Here is a 25,307-nt window from a genome sequence, read left to right as displayed (position 1 = left end):
CTTTAATCCGGGCCCGAATCAAAGAGCAACAAAAATAGTGCAGGGGATGAAACTTTTGGCAGGGTTTTCATCGGGACTTTGAGTTAGAGCCCTCCGACCGTCGGCCAGGACGTCTTCGCACACCCGGATCGGATCCGCCCCATCTTCGATCAGCCCAAAACAAATCGGGAGCCCGAAGGCTCCCGATCAGCACCCGTCCTGCGTGGTCGGGGTTAGTAGGTGATGTGAAAACCCATGGTGAATGCCCTGGAACCCCCAATCGCCCCCGTTACCGACCCGAAGTTCGCTGCATTATTCGGACAGACGCTGGTATTCGTGATGTAGAGATTCGGGTTGCAATAGGAGTCGCCATTGCCCAGCGCTATCGGTAGCTGGGTCGCTTTTCCCGTTCCGGATGAGAACGGAATCTGGTCGAGGTTCGTCCTCGCGCTCTGTTGATCCCCAGGATCGGCCGACGTCACAATCTGGCCGTAGCCGAGGTAGCTCCGGAATGTGCCGCAGTTATTATCGCCTCCAAAACTAGCAATGGCCGTTGTCGAGCATCCGTTGTTTTGCCGAATCTGCGCCTGGTCCTGTGGAACGTCCGGGCTTGTCGTGTTGGTCAGGTTGAAGACGTTGAGTTCATACTCCGCCCTGATCTTTTCCGTAATCCTGAAACCCTTGCGCAGCGAAAGATCAAGGCGCTTCTGCGGATCCTGGCGGAAGATGTTACGTTGTCCAGAATTGAACGCCGTCTCATAGACATCTGATGGATCAGAGCCCGTTGAAACCGGAATGCCCTCGTCTCCCGGCTGGAGGTAGGTGATGGCGATCTGCGACGGATCGACGTAGGGGATGTAGTTGCCGGACGAAGCGCGAAAGCGCCCCGGGTTGCCTGTCAGTGCTGTCTTTGGATGCTTCGGATCCTTGATACCAAGAACCGGGTTCATCAAGGTCGGGAAGTTGCCGAAGTTAATGCTTCCCACCGCACCGTAGAACTCATAGAGCGACCACGGTTCCCCACTCTGCAATGTTCCTATTCCGGTTACATGCCAGTCGTTGGTGAAGTACGACGCGAAGTTGTGTTCCTTGATCGCGTTCGGCAAATCCACCTGGAAGTTCGCCGTAAATACATGGGTACGGTCAAAGTCCGAGGACGCCCACGAGTTGCGCAGGTGCTTCGGGTCGTTGCCGGTGAAGAACAGGCCGATGTCGCTTTGTTCATCGAGGGAATGGCTCCACGTGTAGCTCGCGCCGAACTGGAAGTGGTGCGAAAGCCGCTTCTCCACGTGCGCTTCCAGTGCGTCATAGGCCGAAACACCGACACTCTTAAAGTCTGCGGCATTCGGGCTGAACCCGACATACGGCGTTCTGAAGTCGGTATTACCCGCGTCAAACGTAGCCCATGGCTCAACCGCAATTGGAAGATAGTCATAGTCCGGAGGACCACCATCCTCGTTCTGATTCATGACTTCCATGCCATAGCTCGAAGTTTCGCCCCAGATCGGGTTGGTCGGCGTTGCAATGCCAGGCTCATTGATCGGAATCGGAATCACCGCGTGACGTCCCCGATTGCCTGTGTAACCAAGACTGACAGCTAGATCGTTCCGCGGCTGCCACTGCACATTCAGCGTGTAGTTCATGGTGTAGGGCAGCACGTTGCTCTTGTCATAAATGCCGAAGTTCAACGGCGTCGTGCAGAGGAAGTATCCTTCCTGTGCCTGAAGGCCGCTGCAGTTCTTGCCGTACTGCGCGTAGTAGCCCGAAGTGGGTGCCCCCGTCATCTCGTTCAACTGGGCCTGCAATGCCTGTGTAATCACGCCCGGGTTGGAACTCGGCGGAACGTAGCTGCCCGCTGGAGCCGACGAGAACGCCAGGTTCCCCATCGGATTTTCCAGCGTGAGGCCCGAATCCGAATTACCGTTGGCAAGGCTAACCAGCGGCGAGGATTCCGAAACGCCAAACGGCCCACCGATCGAGCTGCCGGCCGGTTGCGAAAGGTACGTAAACAGCTCGCCACGATCGTAATAGATGCCGCCCCCGCCGCTGATCACAAGATTGCTGTGGCCGCTCTTCGGAGACCATGCGAAGCCGACACGCGGCGAAATACCCCACTGGCGCCCGTTCAGGGTTGATGCAGAAACACCCTTGGTGGGGTTCTCTTTATTGTTGCCGGCAATAACGAACCCGGCATTGATGACGTCGAATCCCGTTGTCGTAGTGCCGGTCACGTCGTACAGCGTCGGATCGAAGTTGAACATGTTGCCGTATTTCTCGGTCATGCCCCCGTGGTAGTCATAGCGAACACCGGCAGTAATGCTGAGGTTCGTGAGTACCTGCCATTTGTCCTGTGCATAGCCGTTTAGCTCGTTGGTGCGATAGTAGCGATCCGCGTTATTACGTTTCGTCGTGGGATCGATACTCTCCACCACGCTCGAGCTGCGCACTTCACCCTTCAAGAAGCTGTCAAATCCATTGACGATTACCTGGGCATGACCGGTGCGGTTATTGGTGATGTTCAATTGCGTATAGCTGTATCCACCACCAGCAACGATGGTGTGCTTGCCCGCCGTGAAGATCACATTTGTCGAGGGGTTTACGCGACTCTGGAAATAGCCCATGTCCACGAAGGCCCCCGGCACTCCGGCCGGACCCAGATAAAGCCGAGGTGAATACTGATCGTTGTTAGCAAAGTTGTTGATCTGCAACCCGGGCAGGACTCCGGCGACCAGGTTATCTGGCTGCGCAGCCGATAGGCCGAGGTTGCCACCAGCGAACCTCTGTTTATAGTCGCTGAAGGTCCCTTCCCGCACGAATCCGAGGCGCTGCTCCCAATTGAATCTCGGATTGACTGCAATGGTGTTGCCAAGCGAAAACACCTGGGCGCCGTTATGCGCGGTTACCGGGAACCCGGCCGTGTTCGAAAAGCCAAAGGGTCGGGTTACCGGGGCATTTTGGAAGAAGTACTTTCCTTCCACACGATCCCGCTTGGTTGCGTCGTAGTCCAGCGAGATCGTTGCCTGATCTGTCCTCAAGCGGGAGGTTCCAATCAGGTACCCATTCGGGACATTGGGATTATAGGGTGCATTGGACTGAGCCGAAGGAATCAGAAGCTGGCCGTCTGGAAGCTTTGCCTGCATGATCGCGAGCGCAACCGGATCGATCGTGGCGGGCGGCGTTTTGCCCGGCAGCAGCCAGGTTGCGTCCGCAGCCTGTAGACCGGCAACGCTCCTATCGTCCGTCAAGCCGCTCGGAACGTTGACCTCCGAGACGCCGGTTGCCTGATCTTCGTTGAAACTACGTTGGTACCCAGCGAAAAAGAAGAGTCTGTCCTTGATGATTGGACCGCCTGCCGTGACTCCAGCAGTCCAGCGGCGCAGCCAGGGGTTGACCAGCGACTGTGGAAAGACTCCGACTCCCTGCTGGGCCAGTTGATAGTCCTGGTTGAAGAAAAATGGCGAGGCATTCATCAGGTTATTCGCGTACGCCCCGTAGAGCTGTCCATGCCAGTTATTGGTACCCGTAGTCGTGTTCACGTCAATCTGCGCGCCCGCCGTTGCGCCCTGCTGCGCGTCATACATGGAGGTATTCACGCGCAATTCCTGGGTGAACTGCGGCGGAGGAGAAGGCAGGCTGTTGCCGTTCGATCCATAAACCGACGTGCCCACCGAGTACGCTCCGCCCACAGTCGGTGCACTTCCAATGTTGAAGTTGTAACGCTGCGAGCTGTCTCCGGAAGAAGTCATGCCATTGAACAGGTTGGTCGAATCAACACCATTGACCTGGAAAGTATTCGATGTAGCACGCTGTCCATTGGCCTGGATGTTCTGATTGCCGAGTCCAGCATTCGAATCGAGATTCGACAACAACTCCGCATGTACGCCCGGCGACAGAACGGCAATCTGCGTAAAGCTGCCGGTCGCCAGCGGGGTCAGGTCGATCTGCGCGCTATCCAGCGTATAGCCGTTGGTCGTATCGGTCGCATTCAGCAGCGGCGTCGACGTCACCTCGACCGAGGTCGACACCTGCCCGACCTTCAGAGTCGGGTTTACGGTGGTCGCGCGAGCTTCCTGGACCGGAATGCCTTTCAGGCTTGCGGTGTCAAATCCCTCGTGGCTCACCTTCACTGTGTAGGTACCGATGGGCAAGTTGAAGACCTGGAAAAACCCGGTGCCTTGCGTCATGGTCGTCGTTGAGTAATTGATGGCCGAATTCGTCACGGTCACGGTTGCTCCCGGAACCGCCGCCCCCGAAGAGTCGACGACGGTTCCGTTCAAAGAACCTAATGTCTGTTGGCTTAGTCCTTGCAAAGTACAAAACAGCACGGTCAGACACAACAGACCATACTGAGCGACACTCCTCCAAAAAGGTCGATTCATATGCTCCTCACGGCAAAATAGGGTTTGTGTTCGGCCATTGATGGGAAAACGGCGGCGAAGCCGCCGAAGCGGGCCCGATGCAAAAATTGAATTTGTGTTTTAAAGCCTGGGGGAAAAGATCAGATTAGGAATAGTTTGTGACATCTCCCCCGTTTTTCCCAAGAGAAATTCCTGTGACATCCGCAGATTCAGATGCGCCCCTGTGGAAAATCCACGCAAAACACTCGACAATTGGCGATTTATAGACCCAGCCGATGCGGTGGAGCGCATAGCGAAATCTGAGGCTCTCGGGAACCGCCCAGTTTACCTCTGCGCTGAGGGGGTCACGTTCGCTTTTTCCCTGCCCCATTGGAACTTCAACCCTACCCGCACACTTGTCGGCAGGCTTACGTAGCCGATCGGTGCAATGTGCTGATTGTTGGTCAGGTTCTCTGCCACCGCATAGAAGCCGACCCAATCCCGTAGCCGAATGCTGCCTCCAAAATCAAGCTTTGCGTACCCGTGGTCGAGGTTGCGATTGGGCAGCAGCAGGCTGTTGCCGCCGTCGATGTCAAAACCGCCAAGAAAATCCGAATCGTCGGACCGGCTCGCGAACGCGGAGTTGAACAAGACAGTCAGCCAGCTATGCGAGTAGCTCGCTGTAAAGAACCCCGTGTGCGGAGGCCGCCGGAATGGCCGCGCTCCCACCAGCGGCGAATCCGGGCCAACCGGAATGCCGTTATAAGTCGGCACCGGCCCCAGCAAATCGACATCGCCGTTCGTGTACGAGTGCTGGATCACCGCATCAAGGTACGTATATCCGCCGCGCAGAAAAACCGACCGCCCTATTCCGCTTTCCATCGTGGTTTCGAGACCCATCGCACGGTACGCTTCGGTATTCAGCGTCAGCTCGAACGCCCCATCCGCCTGCAACTGCTGCTCCAGTAGATTTTGTTGCGCGGGCGTCAGGTTGGGCAGCAACGCCGGTATCAGGTCCAGTCCCACATATTCAATCTGCCGCCCAAATTCATTATGGAAGAAGCTCGTCCTGAAAATCAGCCGCTCGCTGAAGAATGCCTGCTCCAATCCCCCTTCATAGGTCCGCGCGGTCGGCGCGCCGATCGGCGTAATGTGCAATTGCTGAATCGTCGATTGTCCGCCATTCTGCGCGAGAAAACTATAGAGCGAATAAAACTGATCGGTCAGCGAAGGCTCATGCACCGCATCGCCATAGTTGAACATCAGCCGCGTTCCGCTCAGCACGCCCTTCTTCGGCCGGAACACATACAGCGAAACACCCGCTCGCGGCGTAGTCTGCACGCCAAACAGCGAATAGTGCTCCAGGTCCCCGCCCAGCGTGTAGAACAGCCGATTCTTGAAGTCTCCGTGCACCGCCGCTCGATAGTCGTAGTTCCTCCGCTCCACCGGCGGGTAGTACGCGCTTCCCGGCTCCGACCCGCGTTCGTCTTCGTACTGGAACCCGATCTGCGCGGTCAAGTGCGGCGTGACCGTGTAGTCGCCCTGGTACACCAGCGCATCGCGATTCGACACTAGTTGGTACCCCTGCGGATAGGTGCCCGCAAAATCCATCAGCGCACGCCCCGTAACCGCGTATCCGTTTGCCCCCGTAATCGTCGCCAGGTCGCCAAAGCTGTCGCCGAAGGCATCGAAGACGCCGGCGCCCGTCTGCTCCCACAGGTTGTACTGCTCGCGCTTCCGAGTCGAGCCATAGCGCACCATGTTGTGGAAGTCCGCAGTGGTCTGGTTATCAATCGACCCGCTGATGTACAGGTCCTGATCTTTCTCCGTTGCATTATCTGCGAGGTGATGAAATTCCCACGTGCCCGGAACACCGGTTCCATCCACGCCGTAATGCAGCGTGCCGCGAAGTTGCGTCGAGCCCGTCGGCTGGAATCCCACATTCGCCGCCACCGTTCCCAGGTGATATTCGTCGTGCCGCAAATCATTCGCCGTTTGTAGCCAGCTATAAGCGCCCAGGTAATCGAGCTTGCCGTAAGTTCCCGCCGCTTCCAGTTGTTCCCGCGAGCTTACGAAATTTCCCCAGTCCCCATGAAAAATCAGCGAAGGAAAACTCGTAGTCCCATGCGGAGTCGTCACACTCACCACGCCGCTCTCCGCATCCGCTCCGTACAGACTCGAATTCGGACCGCGATAGACCTCGCTCCGCTCCACGCCCGTCGTCGACAGCGGGCCGAAATCGAATCGGCCACCCAGATCCCCGGCATTCACACCATCGACCAGCACGAGGTTGTCGTCCGAGTCCCCACCGCGCACAAACAGCGAACTCTGCGCGCCGCGCTGACCCGCCTGTGCAACAAATGTTCCCGGCATCAGCCTGAGGGAGCTCACCAGGTCCTCGCTCAGCTCCAGTTCGTTCGGGCCGATCACGCTTGTTGCCGCACCGGTCTGCGGCTGCGGCGTCGGAGTTCCAGTCGCGGTCACCACGATCGATTCGCGCACCCACTCCGGCTCCAGCACAAGATTGCGCTCGATATTGTCTAACTGCCCGGCGTAGAATCCCGGCGTCTCAAGCTGGCGAAATTTCGTAGCTGAAACCACCAGAAAGAACCGGCCGCGCAGGCCAGTCATAATCTGAAAACTTCCATCGGCCCCGGAAACCGCGGACCCCACGACGTGTCCGTTTGAAATCAGATCCACCGTGGCCCCGGTGACCCTGGCGCCAGACGCGTCGGTCACCACACCCCGAATCGAAGCTGCATAACTCGCAACGGCAAAACAGGCAAAGAGAATCATTGCCCCGACGTGCAGGGTAAATTGTCGGCCGGAAAATAAGCGCTGAAGCGTACGAAACGACATGATGGCTCCTCCGTTCCCCTCGGAACGCAAGCGGGTTGAGCGCACAGGACCGGTCTCCTGACTTGCGCCTCGCCGGGCCCCGAACGACAGATCTTCGTCGTTGGGGTGGCATTCGGCCACCTTCCCGGAGCCATGCTCCAGTGGTGTCTTGAGAGTCACTGTCCGCTTGGGCAAATTGACTCTAGCCGACTTCCTCGTTCGACCACCGGCGTTCTCAACGATAGGTACTCGTCGTTGGGGTGGTGAACCAGGGGCGCTCACAGTTGCGGGGCAGTGGCGGAATTTCACCGTCTTCCCGAGCATCCTGACGATTGCGGTTGTGGACTACAGAGCCCCACGATGGGGCCCTAATGATGATGTCACGAATACAGTTTCGATGACATCAACTTTTATAAACGTGTCAGGGCACGAAGTCAAAAACTTCTCTCTTGCGAGAAAAAGACACTTCCTTCAACAGCGCGGCGACCCGGCACGCGGCAGCCGCGAACGTCGAAGGACGACATCTTCACTTTCGTGCATGGCGATGCGTAAGCTTTGCTCGCCCGGCGTCGATGCGGCGCACTGCTGCCCCGGTGCAAATAAATTCTCCAGAAATCTCAATCGATTAACCGGCGAAGCCCCGCAGATCGACGCAAATTCCAATCCGCCCACCTTTGTGAATCCGCCGTCGCGATAGCTTCATCAAAGTTGAACACGCATACGTACCGATGCGACGTGAACGACCCATCGCTGAGCACATTTCAAACGTGAACGGAGTCTAAGTATGACCGTGTGGCAACGCCGCAGCACCGACGAAACCTCAATATCTTCTGTAATTGGATTAACAGTTCTGGGCATGCTTCTCATTGGCACGGGCCTGCTTGCAGGTTGCGATAAGGATGCGAGCGCCGCATCCACCGGTGTTCCGCCGGCCATGAAAGTTATGGTTGCGAAGGCGCAGCGGACTGACGTGCCGGTGACCGGCGAGTGGGTCGGCACTCTCGATGGCTATGTGAATGCCCAGATTCAGCCGCAGGCGAACGGCTATTTGATTCGTCAGGATTACCGCGAAGGCTCTCAGGTCCAGCAGGGTCAGGTCCTCTTCGAAATCGACCCCCGTCCCTTTGAAGCTGCACTGGAGCAGGCGCAAGGGCAACTCGGACAGGCGCAGGCACAGCTTGCTCTCGCCGAGATCAACGTGAAGCGAGACACTCCCCTGGCGGACGCTCGCGCAATTGCCCGGAGCCAACTCGACAACGAGATTCAACAGCAGGCCCAGGCGCAGGCAGCCGTGAAAACGGCGGAAGCCGCCGTGGCGACCGCGAATCTCAATCTTGGATTCACCAAGGTGCGATCCCTGATCACCGGAGTTGCAGGCCAGGCGACAACCCAGGTCGGCAATCTCGTCAGCACCCAGTCAATCCTCACCTCGGTCTCGCAGCTTGATCCGATCAAGGTCTACTTCTCAATCAGCGACAGCGAGTATCTCGCGCTTACCAAGCGTGCCGGCATCGACGGAGGCGACCTGCTTCATGGCGCTTCAAAAATCCCGCTCACGCTCACGCTCTCCAATGGCGAGGTCTATCCGCACAAGGGTCGCGTTGTGTTTGTCGATCGGCAGGTCAATTCGCAAACAGGTGCGATTCGCATTGCGGCTTCTTTTCCGAATCCAGGCAACATCCTTCGTCCGGGCCAGTTTGGCCGCGTGAGAGCCGAAACCGAAATGCTTCACAATGCGATTCTCGTTCCGCAGGTGGCCGTGACTGAGTTTCAAGGCCAGGAACAGGTCTATACCGTCGCCGCGAACAACAAGGTTCACGTGAACAACGTAAAGCTTGGCCCGCAATACGGCGACAGTTGGGTGATTGAAGACGGCATCCCTGCTGGTTCACTCGTCGTTGTCGACAATCTTCAGAAACTTCGCGAAGGTGCGCCGATCAATCCGCAAACTTCACAGACCCAAGCCGGCGCATCAGCACCGCCGCAACCGTCCGGCAGGTAACTCATGTCAAAATTCTTCATCCGTCGCCCGATCGTGGCGATCGTCATCGCTATCCTTACGGTCGTCATCGGCATCGTCTCGATGCTCACGCTGCCGATCTCGCAGTACCCCAACATCGTTCCGCCCGAGATTCTCGTCACGGCCACCTACCCTGGCGCCGACGCCAAGACCGTCAGCCAGGCTGTGTCCACGCCCATCGAGCAGCAGATGAACGGCGTCGACAACATGATCTACATGAACTCCGTCAGCGCCAACAACGGCGTGGTTCAGTTATTCGTGGACTTCGACGTCAAGACGGATCCCAATATCGACCAGGTGCTTGCGCAACTTCGCGTCGACCAGGCCCAGTCGCAACTTCCCGCGCAGGTGACGACCGCCGGCCTCACGGTGCAGAAGGCGCTCACTTCTCCGCTGATGCTCATTGCCATCAATTCGCCGGGTGGGAAGTTGAGCCAGGACTTTCTCACCAATTACGCCATCATCAATCTGCAGGACCAGATCGCGCGCGTGAAGGGCGTTTCCCGCGTGCAGGTCTTCGGCGGCCAGTATGCGCTGCGCGTCTGGGTACAGCCCGACAAACTCGCCAAATTGGGTGTCACCGCGACGGATGTGATTGCAGCCATCCGAACGCAGAATAACGTCAATCCTGCTGGCCAGATTGGCGGAGAGCCTATTCCGCATGGACAGGAGTTCACCTACACGGTGCGCACCCAGGGCCGGCTCATCAAGCCCGAGGAGTTTGGCAACATCATTCTCCGTGCCAATCCCGATGGCTCCATTCTTCACCTGAAAGATGTCGCCCGCATCGAACTCGGAGATCAGGCGTATGGAGTCTCGGCGCGCTACAACCAGGCGCCATCCGGTGTGATGGCTATCTACCAGCTTCCCGGCTCCAATGCCGTTGAAACTGCGGCGGCCGTGAATAAACGCATCAAAGAGCTTTCCGCAACATTCCCGCCAAGCATCACGTACAGCGTTCCGCTCGACACCACCAAGGCCGTCACTGCCGGCATTCGCGAGATCGTGTATACGCTGCTTGAAGCGCTCGGCCTCGTCGTGATCGTTGTCTTTATCTTTCTCCAGGGATGGCGCGCGACTCTCATCCCCTTGCTGGCGGTCCCCGTCTCGCTCATCGGCACCTTCATCATTTTTCCGGCACTCGGCTTCTCCATCAACACTCTCTCGCTCTTCGGCCTCGTGCTCGCCATCGGTCTCGTGGTTGACGACGCCATCATCGTGGTTGAGGCCGTTGAGCACCACATCGACGAAGGCATGGATCCAAAAACCGCAACTGAACGTGCCATGGAAGAGGTGGGCGGCCCCGTAGTCGCCATTGCCCTCATCCTCGCGGCTGTCTTCATTCCAACTGCCGCCATTCCCGGCATCACCGGCCGTATGTATCAGCAGTTTGCGGTAACCATCGCGATTTCGGTTTTGATCTCAGCATTCAACGCGCTCACCTTGTCTCCCGCGCTGGCCTCGCTTCTCCTCAAACCTCGAGACGAAGGCCGCAGGCCAGGACTCCTCGGCAGAGGATTCGCGCTTTTCAATCGATTCTTTCGCCGCAACACCGATGCCTTCGTCGGCACATCCCGTGTTCTCATTCACAAATCTGCAATCGCCATGGTCGCCCTTGTCCTGGTCGGCATTGCGGCTGTTTATCTAGGCAGCACCCTCCCCGGCGGATTCATTCCCACGGAAGATCAGGGATACATGTTCCTCGCTTTGCAACTCCCTGACAGCGCCTCTGCGCAGCGCACCGATGCTGCCGAGCAGAAGATCAGTGCCGCCCTGCTCAAGACTCCCGGCGTCGAGGGCGTCATTGCCGTCAACGATTTTTCGCTTCTTACTCAGGTTCAAAGCACCAACGCGGGCTTCTTCTTTGTCAGTCTCAAGCCCTGGGCCGTCCGCAAAAGCAAAACGGAGCAGCTCGAATACATTCAGAGCAATCTGCAAAAGCAGCTTGCCGCAAATCCCGATGGCATCGCCTTCGCTTTCCCGCCGCCTTCCATCCCTGGCATCGGAACATCCGGCGGCGTCACCATGATCCTTGAAGATCGTTCCGGATCGGACGATCCAACGACGCTCACGAAGAATGTCTTCACATTTCTTGGCGCGATTTCTAAACGCCCTGAGATCGCCGCTGCCATCCCGTCCTATCAGCCGGCGGTGCCGCAGCTCTTTGTGGACGTCGACAAGGAGAAGGCGCTCCAGCAGCAGGTCGATCTCTCCAACATCTACACAACCATGCAGACCTTCATGGGCGGATACCTCGTCAACTACTTCAACCGCTTCGGCCGCCAGTGGCAAACGTATGTCGAGGCAGATGGTACATCTCGAACAAATATCGCGAACATCGATCAGTTCTATGTGCGAAGCGCCAACGGCAGCCAGGTACCGCTTAGTTCGCTGGTGAAGGTCAAGCAAATTACCGGCCCAGAGTTTATCTACCGGTTCAACGAATTCAACGCGGCGCAGCTGAACATTACCGGCGCCCCCGGATACAGTTCTGGACAGGTGCGCAAGGCTCTCGAAGAAGTCTTCAAGCAAACCATGCCGCCCGGCGCGGGCTTCGACTATTCCGGCATGTCGTTTCAGGAGCAACAAGCCGAACATGGAGTGCCATCGTGGGCCGTGTTCGGTCTCTCGCTCATCTTCGTCTTCCTCATTCTTGCCGCATTGTATGAGAGCTGGACATTGCCCTTCAGCGTTCTGCTCAGCACGCCTGTCGCGATTCTGGGCGCGTATCTGGCGCTGCACGCGCGGCACTTCGAGAACGACATCTTCGCAACCATCGGTCTCGTGATGCTCATTGGACTCTCCGCGAAGAACGCCATCCTCATCGTGGAGTTCGCCAAAATGAACTACGAGCGCGGCGAGAGCATCTGCGACGCAGCGCTCGATGCCGCACGCCTTCGCTTCCGACCCATCGTCATGACCGCTCTAGCCTTCATCGTCGGCTGTCTCCCCCTATGGGCTGCAAGCGGATCAGGTGCTGCTTCCCGTCGGATCCTCGGTACCGTCGTCGTCGGAGGCATGACGCTCTCCACCGCCCTCGGCCTCATCTTCATCCCCGTGACGTTTGCGGTCGTCGAGTTTCTTTCGCATCGCTTCGTTCGAGGCGGTCAGGGAACCACGATGGACTCGATCTGCGGCCCCGGCAGCACTTCGAATGAACCGGTTCCCATCGGCGCGGCGCAGCGCACCGAAGGAGGCCAGGCATGAAGGCATTCTCAACGCTGACAAAACTAGGTTTAGTCGCCGCTCTGGCTTTCCTCCTTGCTGCATGCAACGTGGGTCCCAAATACGTGCGGCCGAACGTCACAGCGCCACCCGCCTATCGAGGCGCCGACAACGCCGCGGTTGCAACCGACGCCAAAGAATCCCTCGGCGACGAACAGTGGGCCGCTGTCTATCGCGAGCCTGAACTTCAGGAACTGATTCGCAAAGCTCTCGCCAACAACTACGACGTCCGCATTGCTGCCCGGCGAATCCTGGAGCAGGAGGCTCAGGTCAGGATCACGCGCTCGCAGCAGTTTCCCACTGCTACCGTGGGAGGCACCGCCATCGGCGCAACGTTGCCGTCCTCCCTCGGTACGCAAATTCCGAGCCCCCTTGTAAACGGTTCGTTCAACGTGTCGGCCGCGTGGACGCCGGATTTCTGGGGTCTCTACCGCAGGCAGACTGAGGCGGCCCGTGCGCAGTTGCTGGCGCAGGTCTGGGCCAAGCGCGCGGTGCAGATGACGCTGGTAGAGCAGGTTGCGACGGCATATCTGCAGATTCGCGCGCTCGACGCTCAACTCGAGATCACGAAGGAAACCATCAAGGTTCGGCAGGACTCGGTTGCACTCACCAAGACACTTGAAAGCGGAGGATCGGTCCCGCTCTCCGACGTGCGTCAGGCAGAACAACTGCTCTACGCTGCGACGTCAGAGGTACCTCAACTTGAAGAGCAGATTCAGCAGCAGGAAAATGCGATCGCGTTTCTGCTGGGAGAGAACCCCGGCCCCATCGCTCACACCGATCCCAATGCGCTGGCGCCACCCCCACAGAATCTTCCCGCCGGTTTGCCATCGCGCCTGCTTGAGCGGCGCCCCGATATTCAACAGGCCGAAGAAACCCTCATCGCCGCCAATGCACAAATCGGCGTTGCGCGCGCGCAGTTCTTCCCCAACTTATCCATCAGCGGCTCTGGAGGCGTTGGGGGCGACAGTCTTTCAAGCATCTTTGACCCAGCCGGAAAAACCATCTACGGCATCGGTACCCTCACGCAACCGCTGTTCGAGGGCGGAAAGCTGCGCGGTCAGCTCCAGCTTTCACAACAGACCAAGGAGGAGATGGTCCTCAACTATGAGAAGACGATCTCCGGCGCGTTCCGCGATGTCTCCAATGCCCTGATCGCTCTCAACAAGCAGCGCGATTATCGCGAACAGCAGGAAAAGCTCGTTGAAGCCGCAAAAGATGCAACACGCCTCGCTCGCATTCGTTACCAGGGCGGATCGACTGGATACCTTGAGGTGTTGACCACCGATTCAAACCTCTATGCCGCCCAACTGAACCTGGTGAGCGCCCAACAAAGCGAAGCCCTTGCGCTCGTCCAGCTTTACAGCGCACTTGGCGGCGGCTGGCAGTCCTGATCAGGTATAAGAGGAATCTGGCGGACAGTGGTGACCCCGGGCTGATTCGAACAGCCGACCTGCGGTTTAGGAAACCGATGCTCTATCCATCTGAGCTACGGGGCCACTGATGATAGACGAACAATCAACAGGTTAGCATCCGGAGCGTTTCGAGAGGCAACCCAGGCAATCAGCCTATACCGCTGCTGCTCGAGCGCCAATTCAACTCCGCCAATTATCCTGAAGCGTGCCCGAACAGCCCGACTTGCGCAGCAAATCCTTGGCACGGAATCGCTTTCTCCGGTCCTTCGTGCTCCTGTGCGTTCTCGGTTTCGCGGCCCTCTGGTCGCTCGCGGTATTGGTCCTTCTCGCCGCCCGGTGGATCGATCCGCCCACCACCGCCGTGCACATCGAGCGCCGCCTGCAGGCGTGGATTCATCGCACGCCCTATCACGAACGCTACAGGTTCGTTCCACTCAGCCAGATCTCGCCGAACCTCCAGCACGCTGTCGTCGCCGCAGAGGACGCTCGCTTCTACCAGCATCATGGCTTCGATTGGCACCAGATTCAAATCGCCGCCGAAGACGATATGGAAGGCGGCCGCATGCGGGGAGCGTCCACGATTACGCAGCAACTCGTAAAGAATCTCCTACTCGGCACCAGTCGCTCCATCCTCCGCAAAGGCGCGGAATTTACGCTCGTGCCCGTAGCCGAACTCGTTCTCGGCAAGCAGCGCATCCTCGAGTTGTACCTCAACGTCGTTGAATGGGGCTCTGGGATATATGGTGCCGATGCGGCGTGCCGCGCGTACGATGGAACCCCGCCTCGCAGCATCGGACGGGAACAGGCCGCACGCCTCGCCGCAATCCTGCCGGCGCCCCTGAAACGACGTCCGGACCGCATGAATCGCTACAGCGCCCTCATCCTGGAACGGATGCGCCAGATGGGCTGGTAGCCCTTTGCACCGCACTTTCACCCTAAGCCAATGAAATTTAGACGACTCACTCACTTAATTCTTTGAGGAACAGGGGGAGTGCGTTCGACTTCCGGCGTGACTCCATAGGGGGACGGCAAGTTGGTGCAAAAAACGAAAGCCCGCCGGTAAGCGGGCTGTCGAACTGGTTCAATCAACGACTCTTGCTTCAAACAAAGCAGGTGACGCCGCGAAGCGCCACTCAAAGCCGAAAGGCAAAGCACTTGCTCTATCTGTAGGCTAGGTCCGATCCACAAAAAGCCAATACACCGTTTGATCTATGCCGTTTGCATCTTTGGACTACCTTCATAGTCCAAAACGGTGCTCCATTTCCGCACAATCTCCGGCGAAAACCTGGTACAGTAGCTTAGATTTCAATCATTTGCAGCCAATTTCCGCATCTAGCACCTCACATTCCGGGCGCATCCCCCCATTTTAGTCGTCGCGTCGCCATACCGTGCCGGCTTCGTCACCTGCTACCATGTCCTTCATGGTGTGAAACTCCTCGCGCCGGAAGTGAATTCTACCGAATTCGGCCGGCGATGTTTTGACGCCGGATTCGTCCTATATCACAGACTTTGCACGGCATCCCAGGCAGAACGTGGCAATCTCCGTCTTCCCCATCGTGGCCGCCCGCGGCCTCTTGTTCTTCCTCTTGATTCCCACGCTTTCCGTCACGCGTGCGATCTCCGGCGCACAGGAAACACCCTCTCCCCAGCAGTTGCCTGCTCAATTCGACGAAATCGCGGCCCGTGCCGCGGCCGCCCGCGACGCGCAGAACGTCGCTCTTGCCATCCAGCTCTACTCCCAGGCCGAGCAGCTCAAGCCCGACTGGCAGGAGGGCTGGTGGTATCTCGGCAACCTGCAGTACAGCTCCAATCAGTACCCAGGCGCCATCGATGCCTTTACCCATCTCCTCCAGCTTGCCCCGACTGCCGTCCCCGCTATGGCGCTGCGCGGTCTCTGCGAATTTGAAACCGCCGCTTACGACGACTCGCTCCGCGACCTCGAGCAGGCCGTCGCCCATGGAGCCCTGAATCAGCCGCGCAACGAGCAGATCATTCGCTACCACTTGGCGCTCCTGCTCACCCGCGCCAGCCGCTTCCAGGAAGCGCTCGACCAGTACAGCTTCTTCGCCGAACACCACGCCGACGCTCCTGACTTGAAAATCGGAATCGCCATCGCCGGAATGCGCGTCGCCTCATTTCCAGATGATGTTCCCGCGCAGGACCGGGCGCTCTATCAGGCTGCCGGCGACGCAGGATACGTTTTTCTTTCCGGCGACAATGAACAGGCCGACGATCTCTTTGCGCAGCTCTTCAACCTCTATCCTTCCACGCCGAATCTTCACTACTTCTATGGATTCCTGCTCTTTCCGCACGATCCCTCGCTCGCCATCGATCAGTTTCACAGCGAACTGGCTGTCAATCCCACCAACGAAACCGACAACGCTCTGCTCGCTTTGACCCTCGTCATCGCCGGCCGCTTCTCAGACGCTCTCGCTCCGGCGCAGCGCGCTTACGCGAACGCGCCCGACATGGAAATGGCTCAGCTCGCACTCGGCCGATCGCTCGCCGAAACCGGCGACATGAAGCGTGGCCAGGAACTGCTGAATCAGGTTATCCAACGCGATCCCAATAACCTCGAAGCCCACCTCGGGCTCGTCTCCATTTACTCCCAGAGCGGAAACCGCGAAGATGCCGCCCGCGAGCGAAAGGTCTGCCGTGATCTGGCAAAATAGCGCTCGACTGAAAACGATCATCGCCAGCGCTTCAACCGCGGCAGCTTTGCTCTGTGCATGGTCACTGTCTGCGCCGCGCGTCGCCGTCGCCCAGCACTTCAAGCCATCGGCTGCTCCCGTCACCTGCGCGACCTGCCACAATGGCGTCGCCACTTCCTACGCAACCGCGCCCATGCGGCATGCCATGGAACCCCAGGGCGCAGACCCGGCGATGAACGCGCATCCCGATTTAACCGCCCAGATCGGTGGCTATACGTACACAGTAAAGACGAGAAATGGCCAAAGCACATACACGGTCTCAGATGGAACCGGCGCGCTTACTCTCCCGATCCAGTGGATCTTTGGGCAGCACTCGCAGACGTGGGTGCTTGAGAAGGACGGCCACTACTACGAGAGCCTCGTCAGCTACTTTCCGCGCGCCAACGGTCTCGCCATTACGCCCGGAGACCAGAAGATCACGCCCCACAACCTGACCGAGGCGATGGGCCGCCGACTTCCCATCTGGGAGACACGCACCTGCTTCAACTGTCACGGAAGTGGCGTCACTCCCGGCGAAAAGCTCGTCCCGGCCAAGGTCACACCGGGCCTGGATTGCGAGCGGTGCCATGCCGGTTCCCGGCAGCACATGGCCGACGCAGTGCAGGAGAACTTCAAGAGCCTCCCAAAATCTCTCAAGCGTCTCGACTCAGAACAGATCTCCGACTTCTGCGGGCAGTGTCATCGCACCTGGGACACCGTGATGCGCAATAAGTGGCACGGCCCGGCCTTCGTGCGCTTTCAGCCGTACCGCCTTGAAATCAGCAAGTGCTTTATCGGCAATGACCCGCGAATCAGTTGCCTCGCCTGCCACAATCCGCATCAGCCGGTAAACCACACCGCGATCTCTTACGATGTGAAATGCCTCGCCTGTCATGCTGGGGCCAAAACTGCGTCGACGCCTCCCAACGCGAAGACCTGCCCGGTAGCTAAGGAAAACTGCACAAGCTGCCATATGCCCAAGGTGGATTTACCCGGCGGCCATGCACAGTTTACCGACCATTACATTCGCGTAGTACACGCCGGCGAACCATATCCGGAGTAATTGTCCGCCTTCCGTTCCCTCGAAAACCTGCTTCCGTCTTTCACTCAGACGTTGAGTCGGCCACTCAGACGCACCATCGAGCAAGCGTCGCCAATTGCCGGTGATCCTTGGGCTCAAAAGAAAAGGGCGCGGCGGCTAAAGCCCCCGCGCCTAAGTTCAGTTTCGAACTAGAAGATCAATTTGCCTGCGAGTTCGAATGTTCTCGGATCCTGCACGCCGCTGACTTCACCGAAGTCACCGCCGCTGACGTTGTTGTGGAACCCGTTGAACTGGGTGTGATTGAAGGTATTGAACGACTCAGCACGGAACTCAAAGCGTGTGCTCTCAGTGAACGCAAACGACTTGTAGACGTTCGTGCCGAAGTTGGTGCGACCGGGACCTACAACGACGTCCCTGTGCGCATTGCCGAAGCCCAGGTTCGGGCCGCCGTTCCAAGCTGCCACCGGCTGCGAGAAGCCGGTCGGGGAGACCCACTGGTAAATACCCTTGGAGTCTCTCGTCTTCGGATACTTCACCTTGCCTGTGAAGTCTGCACGGTTGGTGTAGTTGCCGCCAAGACCCACGGTGTCAGATCCGCCATTGCCTGGCGCGTTTACGCCAGCCCAAGGCAAGCCAGTTTCTGAAATCACCGTTCCGGAGATTTCCCAGCCACCAAGAATGCTGTGCGTCAAACCATTCGAGTGTGCAAACAGCGGAATCTGGTACACGTAATTCATGTTCAAGATCTGACGACGGTCCAGGTTCCCTGAACCCTTGTCATACCTGAGGTTGAATGGATTACTTACACCCGTAAGATCGGCGCTTCCCAGCTGTGAGTCGATCTCATGTGCCCAAGTGTAATCGACTTCGAAGCTCAGGCCATGCCGGCTCTGCTGCCGAAGTCCTGCCTGGAAGCTATTGTAGGTGCCGGTAGCGATATTCGTTTCCTCGGTAATCTGATTGAAACCAGGGAACGTCCGGTCCAACGTCGTTTGCGCGCTTGTGAGTTTGCCTGCACCAGCCAGCGCACGCTCTGACATCGGTGTGCTCAGCGGGAACGTGTTGATCGGCAATTCGACATTCTGATGCCACGCCACATTGCCGACATACTGCGACATCAGGATGAGAGATGGAACGATCTCACGCTGCACGCCCAGGCTGTACTGCGCAACACCCGGAGCGGCATAACGTGGAGCGATCGATGTCGGGCCTTGCGGCACGACAGGAAGTTGGGCAGAAGACAAAGTAGCACCCGTCTGCCAGCTCAGGAACGGATTGCCAAATGTAACATTGTTCAGGCTAGGCGTATTCGAGAACGGTGCCGCCGTCGCAATGTTGTACACGTCGTTCCCTTGCATACGCTCAAAGAACGTGCCAAAGCCGCCACGAAGCACGGTTTTGCCGCTTCCGGTGAGATCATACGAGAATCCGACGCGGGGCATGTACGTCTTGTAGAAGTTCTTCGTCATGCCGCGTGGCGTGCCGCCCTGTCCCGCAATGGTGACGCCGTTCAAGTAGAACTGCGCACCCTCGAAGGTCTGCAATCCTGCGCTGACGTTCGGACAATTTGCCGAAACGGCCGTGCAGAAAGCGCCCGTGGTCATATCGATTGTCGGAGCGAGACCTGCCTGATACTGCGCAGGATCAAAGCTCGCCAGCCGATTGTTCCGCTCCCATGCGTGCGGCAGTGCGTCATAACGGATGCCGTACTGCAGGCTCAGGCGATTCGAGAGATGCCAGTTGTCTTCGGCATACGCAGAAACCGTCTGGTTTACATAGTGGCGAATATCCTGATTCTGCAACTGAGAGTAGTTGGTGCTCAGTCCAAACAGGAAGTCCAGGTACGAATCGCCTGTCAGGTTAGCGGTTGTCGGAGCACCGGTCGTCTTGTCTCCGCCGTCGCTGAAGTTGAAGTAGCCGTTCGTACTGCCGAACAGCTGCTGGTTCTTGATGTAGCGGTTATAGCCGCCGCCGAACTTCATCGCGTGTTTCCCGTGCGTAACCGACAGGCCGAATACTTCCGCGTAATCAAACGCTGCATTTTTCCAGGGCTGTGACCACGGGTCGAATGCTGTTCCATACGAGCCGAGATTCACGCTGGGCAGACGGTTGAGTGCGTCGGCAGACTGCGCAAAGAAAGACTGCCCCGTCCAACCGGATGGCTTCGTGAAGGCCGGTCCTGAAGGCTGAATGCTGATCTTGTTGCCGTCAAAGTTAAACGCGGCCTCAAGCAGCACATTCGGCGTTAATGAACCTGTCAGCTTGATCACTGAACTCCACGATGGATTGCTGAAGTTCGATCCTACTGTCGGATAGTTGTCGCCGCTCCAAATTGAAGTGGCATACGTCTGTCCGACGGAGTCGCCAATATAGTGGCCGAGCAGCTGCCATTTGTCATTGATGTTGTGGTCGATGCGGAAGAGGTCTTCCCGCACGTTGGTCGGCTGTTTGCTCGATACGGAGGTAAGATCGCCAGCAGTGTTTGCCTTGGGGATTGCCCCGACAGACATCAGCTGGAATGCTGCATTATCCACAAATAGGTCTTGCGGAATGAGGTTATTCGGGAACGGCTGTCCCGGAACCAGGTTGGCGTGACTAGCGATCGCCTTTCCCAACGGTGTCGTAGGATCGACCACCGGCACATAGACGCTCTTCTGAGCACTGGGAGCGTACGCCGGAAGAACAAACGTCAGATCCTGCGGTGCAGTGATATAGTCGGCGGCCGGAATCGTGTGAATGCCCGCCGGAGCGCTGCCCTGGACGATCTTGCGCCACTCTTCGTTGTAGAAGAAGAATGTCCGTTGCTTGTTCTCGTTGTAAACGTGCGGAATGTAGACCGGACCGCCAATATTGCCGCCATAGATGTTCAAACGGAGCTCTGGCTTGGTGGCACCGGGCTTGTCAAAGTAGTTATGCGCCTGAAGTGCGTCGTTGCGGACGAACTCCCACATTTCTCCATGAAACCCCTGCGTGCCTCTCTTGATCGACATCGAGATCGTGCCGCCCGAAGAGATACCGTAGTCAGGGGGATAGTTGCTGGCCATCACTTGGAACTCGCCAAGAGCATCCTGTGAAGGCATCATGGACGATTTGCCGCCGGAACCGCGATCATAAGCTTCGCCGCCGTCGATCAGCCAGAGGTTGTGCGCCTGGTTCAGACCGTTGAAACTGATGGCAAAGCTCGAACCGACCGAGGTCGGCGTGTTGGAGTCGGGAAGATTCCCGCTAACGCCGAGACCGAGCGTAGCGAGCGCCACAATGTTGCGGCCGTTGGTCGCGAGTTCGGTGATCTGCTGCTCATTGATCAGGGTGCTCACCACGTTTGAGTCGCCCTGCACCGTCAGCGCATCTGCGTTCACAGTTACTGTCGTCGACTCCGAACCGACCGTCAACTTGGGGTCGACACGGAACGTATTGGATACGTTGACTACGATTCCATTTTGCTCGAATGTCTGGAATCCTTTCGCCGTGACCGTCATGTTGTAGTTTGCGGCATTCAAACCGGCAATTGAATACAATCCGGTTTCGCCGCTCTCTGTAGTTTTCGTTGCACCTGTGGCTGGATCAACGAGAACAATCTTCGCTCCCGCGACGACTGCGCCCGTCTGGTCCGAAACGATGCCGGTGATATTTGAGTTCGCCTGCGCAAATGCACCCGCGCAGGTCAGCACAAACAGCAACGACAGCAGAAGAATCCTGCAGCTCGTTTTTCTGATGTTCACTTCCATATGACTCTCCTATTCCAAAGTGATACTGCTTGTTAATTGCTGCCCGTGAGAGGGTCTTCTGATTCCGCTCGATCCGAAGGCTCGGCGCTTCGCCGATTTTGAAACTGCTCTTCGTTCGAGTTGCGCTCTCGTCGGTGCCGCTTGGCCCTTACTGGCGATTGGCTTTCAAGCTCGTTTCCTGAGCTCATGCCATTGGTCGGCTACCCGCACACAAAAGCGATGCAATTTCATACGTGTCAAATTGCCTCCGCAAAATACTCTCTGCGGTAAGGCTCAATGGCTAAGGCTCAAGGAAATGCCTGCCTAAATCGTTTCAGTAGACCGTCAACCACGCTATAGCAGGCGGCAAGGAGATGGCGTGATGATCGTCACTGATCACAGGAAGAGAGTTTGGATTGAGCACTTTTAGAAAAAGGACAAGGCCCAATGCTCCCATCTCATCAGGAGATAGCGTTTACTCGATATATTTCAATACCATGCCGCTGGCGGTGACCCCGCCAGCCGTCGCTTCAAATTCTCACGCGGAGCGACCCCTCAGCGACGGAATCGAGAGACCAGGTAGAGGAGGATGGAGAGCGCCACGCTGATCAGAATCGAGGTTCCAAGCGGAAGGAAGACGGTGGCGTTCTTCCCGTGGTAGGACACATCGCCAGGCAGCAGTCCCAGAGGCCATCCAAAGCGTGCCGCAATCATTAGCACCGCTCCGATCGCAATCAGCAGCAGTCCTAGACCGAGCAACATTTTCCCAAGGTCAGCAATTGGGCTCCCAGGCGGCTATTTCAGCTAGGATACGGTAATCGGGGCGGCGCAATTCACGCATCCGCACGAAGCGCCGTCGAAGGGGGTCAATGCAAGTCTTCACCATGCTGTCGGGCATTCTCTGTTTGATGGTCGTCCTGCTGGATGCCTTTCAAACCGTCATCCTGCCACGCCGGGCAGCAGGGCGCCTCCGGCTCACGCGCATCTTCTACATCCTTACCTGGATTCCCTGGAGATTCGTTGCCGTCCGCATCCACCACCCCCGCAAGCGCGAAACCGCCCTCAGCTTCTACGGACCGCTATCGCTCATCTTTCTTCTCGTCGTCTGGGCTTGCGGGATGATCTTTGGCTTCTCACTTATTTACTACGCCCTCGGCACTCCGTTCACCGACGTATCCCGCCGCATAGGCTACTTGACCGATCTCTACGTCAGCGGCACCAATTTCTTCACCCTCGGTCTCGGCGACGTAACCCCTCACGCATTGGTTGCGCGCGTCCTCACCATCTGTGAAGCCGGTACAGGCTTCGGCTTTCTCGCCATCGTCATGGGTTACTTTCCCGTGCTCTACGGAGCATTCTCGCGACGCGAGGTCAGCATCTCGCTCCTCGATGCCCGCGCAGGCTCACCACCGACCGCTGCCGAACTCATGCGCCGTCACTCCTTCGACGGAGCAGAAAACGCCCTCGCATCTCTCCTCTCCGAGTGGGAGCGCTGGTCCGCCGAATTGCTCGAGAGCCATATCTCCTACACCCTGCTCTGCTACTTCCGCTCGCAGCACACCAATCAAAGCTGGATCGGCGCCCTTACCGCCATTCTCGACACATCCGCCCTGCTTATCGCGGGCGTTCAAGGACACGAAGCTCGCCAGGCGCAGCTCACCTTCGCCATGGCTCGTCACGCCATGGTCGATCTGGCCCAGGTCTTCTCACTCAAACCCCGGCAGAACCTTCCCGACCGACTTCCGCGCGAGCGGTACGAGCAGCTCTATCAACTGCTCTGCCAGAGCGGCGTCAGCGTGTGCCGCGATGGAGCGTCCTACGAGCGTCTCCGCGATCTTCGCGCCCTGTACGAAGGTTATGCCGCGTCGCTCAGCGAGCATCTCTGCATGCCGCTTCCACCCTGGATGACCGAGCATCCCCACAAGGACAACTGGCTCGCTGTCGCCAAGGTGCGCGACCAGGCTGAAGCCGCCAATCCCGGGCCCAACACGATCGCCGAAGTCATCGATCGGCATCACGAGTTTTAGATCACGAATTCCGGGGCGTGCGCTGCGATAAACTGCTGCGTCCAAAACATCTGGATTCTTCCACTTTCACTCGAGCGACAGTTTCTGTAGCCTGTAAGGGACAGGCAGCGCAGGAGAACCATAGAAAAATGAAGCAATCCGTTCTCAACCACGAGCCGGCCGACCTCCAGACTCCGCCAACCACCAACAAACACCTGATTCGATGGGTCGAAAAAATGGCGGAGCTTTGCCGCCCCGATTCCATCCACTGGGTCGATGGCTCCCGGGCGGAATACGACTTCCTCTGCGATCGCCTCATTGATGCCGGAACCTTCACCCGCCTCGATCAGAAAAAATGGCCCGGATGCTACTACGCCCGCTCTACACCGAATGACGTTGCCCGCGTCGAAGACCGCACGTTTATCTGTTCTCTCTCGCGCGACGCCGCCGGCCCCACCAATAACTGGGAAGATCCATACGTCATGCGCCGCCGTCTGAAGCAGCTCTTCAAGGGCTGCATGCAGGGCCGCACCATGTACGTGCTGCCCTTCAGCATGGGCCCCGTCGGATCGGCCATGTCCGGCATTGGCGTACAACTCACTGACTCACCCTACGTCGTCGTCAACATGCGCATCATGGCGCGCATCGGTGCGCCCGTTTTCGCCGAGATCGATAAGGACGAAAAGCGCGTCGTTCCCTGCATGCACACGCTAGGTGTGCCGCTCAAGCCCGGCCAGCAGGATGTACCCTGGCCCTGCAACGACACCAAGTACATCGTCCACTTTCCTGAAACCCGCGAGATCTGGTCCTACGGTTCCGGATACGGCGGCAACGCCCTGCTCAGCAAGAAGTGTTTTGCTCTTCGCATCGCCTCCAACATCGCCCGCGACGAAGGCTGGATGGCCGAACATATGCTCATCCTCGGCGTCGAAAGTCCCGATGCCGAAAAGACCTACGTCGCCGCCGCCTTTCCATCCGCCTGCGGCAAAACCAACTTCGCCATGCTCATCCCGCCCAAGTCCATGCACGGCTGGAAGGTGTGGACCGTCGGCGACGACATCGCGTGGATCAGGCCGGACACCCGTGGCCACTTAAGAGCCATCAATCCTGAATACGGGTTCTTTGGAGTCGCTCCCGGAACGAGCGTGAAAACGAACCCGTCGGCCATGGCGGCACTCTCACGCAACGCCATCTTCACCAATGTTGCACTCACTCCCGACGGCGGAGTCTGGTGGGAGGGCATGACCGACAAGCCGCCCGCAGAATGTCTCGATTGGCGCGGCCAGCATTGGACGCCCGCCATCGGCAAAAAGAACGGCACCACCGCCGCGCACCCCAATGGACGCTTCACCGCACCCGCTTCCCAGTGTCCCACCATGGATCCCGATTGGGAGTCTCCCGAGGGAGTGCCTATCAGCGCCATCATCTTCGGCGGCCGCCGCTCTCATACTCTTCCGCTGGTTTATCAGGCATTCAACTGGTCCAGCGGCGTCTACATCGGCGCCACCATGGGTTCAGAGACAACCGCGGCAGCAGCCGGCACAGTGGGCAAGGTCCGTCGCGATCCCATGGCCATGCTCCCCTTCTGCGGCTATCACATGGGCGACTACTTTCGTCATTGGATCAAGATGCAGCGCGGCCTCGACGTCACGCCCCGCATCTTCAACGTCAACTGGTTCCGTAAGGACGACGATGGCAAATTCCTCTGGCCCGGCTTCAGCGAAAACATGCGCGTCCTCCGCTGGATCATCGAACGCGTCCAGGGCCAAGGCCACGGACGCGAAACCTCGATCGGCTGGGTTCCGCGCTATGAAGACATCGACTGGATCGGCCTCGATTTTTCGCGGGAAGCCTTCGACGCCCTCATGACCGTCGATCGCGCGGCCTGGCGCAAGGAAGTCATTGCCCACGAAGAACTGTTCATCGAGCTCCACGATCATCTCCCACCCGAAATGATCTATGAGCGCGAATTGCTCATTTGCAAACTATGATCAATTCACGTCGAGATCACGCAGTATGCGTGCATCACAGCCTGAAAGATCAGGCTG

Annotated in this window: 12 protein-coding genes, 1 tRNA gene and 1 riboswitch; of the genes, 8 read left to right on the top strand and 5 right to left on the bottom strand. The window is 58.0% G+C overall.

Annotated features, from left to right (window positions below; all coding sequences use genetic code 11):
- Positions 1-212: 212 nt before the first annotated feature.
- Complete coding sequence (locus tag WCA10_RS12425) at positions 213-4,358, bottom strand: outer membrane beta-barrel protein (RefSeq protein ID WP_472822837.1); 4,146 nt, start codon at positions 4,356-4,358, stop codon at positions 213-215.
- A gap of 303 nt (positions 4,359-4,661) precedes the next feature.
- A complete protein-coding gene (locus WCA10_RS12420; RefSeq protein WP_472822836.1) occupies positions 4,662-7,175 on the bottom strand; it encodes a TonB-dependent receptor in 2,514 nt (837 codons plus the stop codon).
- Between the two features lie 30 nt (positions 7,176-7,205).
- Positions 7,206-7,497: riboswitch (cobalamin riboswitch) on the bottom strand.
- Positions 7,498-7,938: 441 nt separating this feature from the next.
- On the opposite strand from WCA10_RS12420, the gene WCA10_RS12415 reads away from it, so the two are divergent.
- Genes WCA10_RS12415 through WCA10_RS12405 form a run of 3 tightly spaced genes read left to right on the top strand, consistent with a single transcriptional unit; the run spans position 7,939 to position 13,793 of the window.
- Complete coding sequence (locus tag WCA10_RS12415) at positions 7,939-9,156, top strand: efflux RND transporter periplasmic adaptor subunit (protein ID WP_472822835.1); 1,218 nt, start codon at positions 7,939-7,941, stop codon at positions 9,154-9,156.
- Positions 9,157-9,159: 3 nt separating this feature from the next.
- On the top strand, positions 9,160-12,381 hold the full coding sequence (locus WCA10_RS12410; protein WP_472822834.1) for an efflux RND transporter permease subunit: 3,222 nt from the start codon (positions 9,160-9,162) through the stop codon (positions 12,379-12,381).
- A complete protein-coding gene (locus tag WCA10_RS12405; RefSeq protein ID WP_472822833.1) occupies positions 12,378-13,793 on the top strand; it encodes an efflux transporter outer membrane subunit in 1,416 nt (471 codons plus the stop codon). The genes WCA10_RS12410 and WCA10_RS12405 overlap by 4 nt, the downstream gene beginning before the upstream one ends.
- Positions 13,794-13,821: 28 nt before the next feature.
- Here the strand turns inward: WCA10_RS12405 and WCA10_RS12400 are convergent.
- A tRNA-Arg gene (locus WCA10_RS12400) sits at positions 13,822-13,898 on the bottom strand.
- 154 nt (positions 13,899-14,052) lie between these two features.
- Between WCA10_RS12400 and mtgA the strand changes: the two genes are divergently transcribed.
- The 3 genes from mtgA (at position 14,053) to WCA10_RS12385 (ending at position 17,567) form a co-directional block, all read left to right on the top strand.
- Positions 14,053-14,727 (top strand): monofunctional biosynthetic peptidoglycan transglycosylase, encoded by a 675-nt coding sequence (mtgA, locus tag WCA10_RS12395; RefSeq protein WP_472822832.1) that lies wholly within the window; start codon positions 14,053-14,055, stop codon positions 14,725-14,727.
- Positions 14,728-15,346: 619 nt separating this feature from the next.
- Positions 15,347-16,486, top strand: coding sequence for a tetratricopeptide repeat protein (locus WCA10_RS12390; RefSeq protein WP_472822831.1), 1,140 nt, complete (start codon positions 15,347-15,349; stop codon positions 16,484-16,486).
- Complete coding sequence (locus tag WCA10_RS12385; protein ID WP_472822830.1) at positions 16,470-17,567, top strand: multiheme c-type cytochrome; 1,098 nt, start codon at positions 16,470-16,472, stop codon at positions 17,565-17,567. The genes WCA10_RS12390 and WCA10_RS12385 overlap by 17 nt, the downstream gene beginning before the upstream one ends.
- A 167-nt stretch (positions 17,568-17,734) precedes the next feature.
- Here WCA10_RS12385 and WCA10_RS12380 read toward each other — a convergent pair whose 3' ends face one another.
- Both WCA10_RS12380 and WCA10_RS12375 read right to left on the bottom strand, forming a co-directional pair.
- Complete coding sequence (locus tag WCA10_RS12380; protein WP_472822829.1) at positions 17,735-21,274, bottom strand: TonB-dependent receptor; 3,540 nt, start codon at positions 21,272-21,274, stop codon at positions 17,735-17,737.
- A 534-nt stretch (positions 21,275-21,808) separates the two neighbouring features.
- Entirely contained in the window at positions 21,809-22,015 is a 207-nt protein-coding gene (locus WCA10_RS12375; protein ID WP_472822828.1) for a DUF2905 domain-containing protein, read from the bottom strand.
- 107 nt (positions 22,016-22,122) lie between these two features.
- Between WCA10_RS12375 and WCA10_RS12370 the strand changes: the two genes are divergently transcribed.
- The gene (locus WCA10_RS12370; protein ID WP_472822827.1) at positions 22,123-23,280 is read left to right on the top strand and encodes a potassium channel family protein; all 1,158 of its coding nucleotides are present in this window, start codon (positions 22,123-22,125) and stop codon (positions 23,278-23,280) included.
- Between the two features lie 128 nt (positions 23,281-23,408).
- Positions 23,409-25,250, top strand: coding sequence for a phosphoenolpyruvate carboxykinase (GTP) (locus WCA10_RS12365; RefSeq protein WP_472822826.1), 1,842 nt, complete (start codon positions 23,409-23,411; stop codon positions 25,248-25,250).
- The last annotated feature ends 57 nt before the right edge of the window (positions 25,251-25,307 follow it).

This window comes from Occallatibacter sp., from assembly GCF_049582745.1.
In the GTDB taxonomy this organism is placed as follows: Bacteria; Acidobacteriota; Terriglobia; order Terriglobales; family Acidobacteriaceae; genus Telmatobacter.
Note: the sequence above shows the minus strand (reverse complement) of the source record. Positions and strands in the feature narration are given on the sequence as shown.